A 2,230-nucleotide genomic window follows, 5' to 3' on the forward strand; every position below is an offset into this window, starting at 1 on the left:
CCCCCGAGGAGGCCCCGGGGAGACGGCGGAGGATCGTCCTGCTGGTCGGTACCGTTGCGCTCGTCGGTATCGGCCTCCTCGTCTGGGCGCTGTCGGGCAGTGACACCGGGAGCGGTCCGTCCGCTCCCCCCGTCGTGGCGCAGACGTCGTCGAACGCGCCACCGCGAACGAGCACGCCGGCCCCGACGACATCGAGGGCCGACAGCCCCTCCCCCTCGACCAGCAGGCCACCGAGCCCCGCCACGACCCCGCCGACCCCGACCGGCACGCCGACCCAGACTGGCACGCCGACGAGGGCACCCGCCGGGACCTCGGCCACCGACCTCGCGGGTGCGGTGCGTGACTACTACGCGCTGCTGCCGGGCAACACGGACGCCGGGTGGGCACGCCTCACGGACCGCTACCGGGCCACGACCTCCGGCAACCGCGCCACCTACGACCGCTTCTGGACGTCGGTCAAGACGGTCGAAGTGCTGCAGGCCACGGGATCCGCCCCGGGCTCGGTCGTCGCGACCCTGCGCTACGCGTTCACCGACGGCCGCCGCTACGAGGAGAAGACGTCGTACTCGCTCGTCGACGACGGGGGCGTCCTCAAGATCGACCGCTCGTCGGTGCTGAGCAGCCGCCGGTTCTGACGGCGCGACGGGCCGTCCGGTCAGGGCCTCGAGTGCCTGACCCAGTCAGTCGACGTCGTGAGCCGGGCGACGCAGGAGCGCTCCGTGACGAAGGGTTGGAGGTCGACATCAGTGTCGTTCTCCCCCACCGCGGCCATGGTGCCCCGGAGGAGCCCCCGGTGGACACCGCAGACGACGTCCGGATGTGCCCGGGCCATCGAGAGGAACGGACATCCCTGGAGCGTCAGCTCGACGGTCCTGCCACGAGCCGAGGTGCGCAGCTCCGGGTGGTAGCCCCATTCGTCGAGCAGGTCGACGGCCATGCCGACCTTGCCGAGCCAGGCTCCGGGACTGGCGGCCGGAGGTGGGGCGGAGCCGTCGACGCGGGTCTCGACCCACTGCTCCCCCGCGCGCTCCGGGTCCCCGGGGGAACCGTCGGCGCTGTCGGCCCACGCCCTGGTCAGCAGCTCCGTGAAGGCCTGCAGCGCCTCCGGGCTGGCCAGCCCGGGCCGTTCCACCGCAGCGGCGACGTAGATCTTGCGTGGCCGGCCGACGGATCCTCGCCGCTGGGCTGTCACGACGGTCCCGGCGCGGACCATCCGTTCGAGGTGGAAGCGTGCCGTCGTCACGTGCAGGCCGAGCGCAGCTGCCGTCTCGCCCGCACTGAGACCCCGCCCCGCCGCATCGTCGCGCGAGGTGCCGGGCGTGGCGTTCCCGGCCTCCAGCAGCAGCTCCATCACCGCTCGTCGGGTGGGCGACGTCAGGACGTCGCTCTCGATGTTGTGCACACATGCTCCATTTCGTTGATTTGAAGGATACGGGCCTCCCTGCGCGCCGACCGTCGAGGTCCGAAAACCTCCGGCTGAGAACTCGTTTGCCGGGCCGAAACCACCTCACACCAGTAGCGTTGGGCCAAGTTCGTGGACCGCGCGGCACCTCTGCGCCGAGCCTCGACTGCGCTGCAACCGACCGTTTGGACGAATGCCGTCGCCGATTTGGAGGATCCGTGCGCTCCCTACCTGACACCACGTGCCGACCCTGGGAACGCCGGTGAGCGGCCCCTCCCGTTCCGGCGGTGCACGGCCGTCCGGGACGGTCGACGGCCCGGCCTCCGCGGCGCTGCTCAGGACCGGACGGTTCTTCACCCGGTGGGAGGAGTCCGACGACGGTCGAGCTGTGTTCCGCGAAGGTGGTCGCGCGGGCGACGTCTTCTACCGCGACCGGTGGAGCCATGACAAGGTCGTCCGCTCGACCCACGGCGTCAACTGCACCGGATCCTGCTCCTGGAAGGTCTACGTCAAGGACGGGATCATCACCTGGGAGACGCAGCAGACCGACTACCCCTCGGTCGGGCCTGACCGGCCGGAGTACGAGCCTCGCGGCTGCCCCCGCGGTGCCGCCTTCTCCTGGTACACCTACTCCCCCACACGGGTGCGCTATCCCTACGTCCGCGGCGTCCTGCTCGAGATGTACCGCGAGGCGAAGGCGCGCCTCGGCGACCCGGTCGCGGCCTGGCACGAGATCACGACCGACCTCGACAAGCGCCGCCGCTACCAGAGCGCCCGCGGCAAGGGCGGGCTAGTCCGCGCGTCGTGGGGCGAGGCCGTCGAGATCGC

General features: G+C 71.5%; 1 protein-coding gene and 2 pseudogenes. 2 read left to right on the forward strand and 1 reads right to left on the reverse strand.

From position 1 onward, the window contains the following. A pseudogene (locus AC1DP0_RS21075) lies at positions 1–635 on the forward strand (hypothetical protein); the annotation flags it as partial. 20 nt (positions 636–655) lie between these two features. Here the strand turns inward: AC1DP0_RS21075 and AC1DP0_RS21080 are convergent. After that, positions 656–1,402, reverse strand: a complete 747-nt coding sequence (locus tag AC1DP0_RS21080; protein ID WP_478088387.1) for a helix-turn-helix transcriptional regulator — start codon at positions 1,400–1,402, stop codon at positions 656–658. A gap of 331 nt (positions 1,403–1,733) precedes the next feature. On the opposite strand from AC1DP0_RS21080, the pseudogene AC1DP0_RS21085 reads away from it, so the two are divergent. Further along, positions 1,734–2,230: pseudogene (locus AC1DP0_RS21085) on the forward strand (nitrate reductase subunit alpha); the annotation flags it as partial.

The organism is Terrabacter sp. P5_B1, assembly GCF_056400505.1.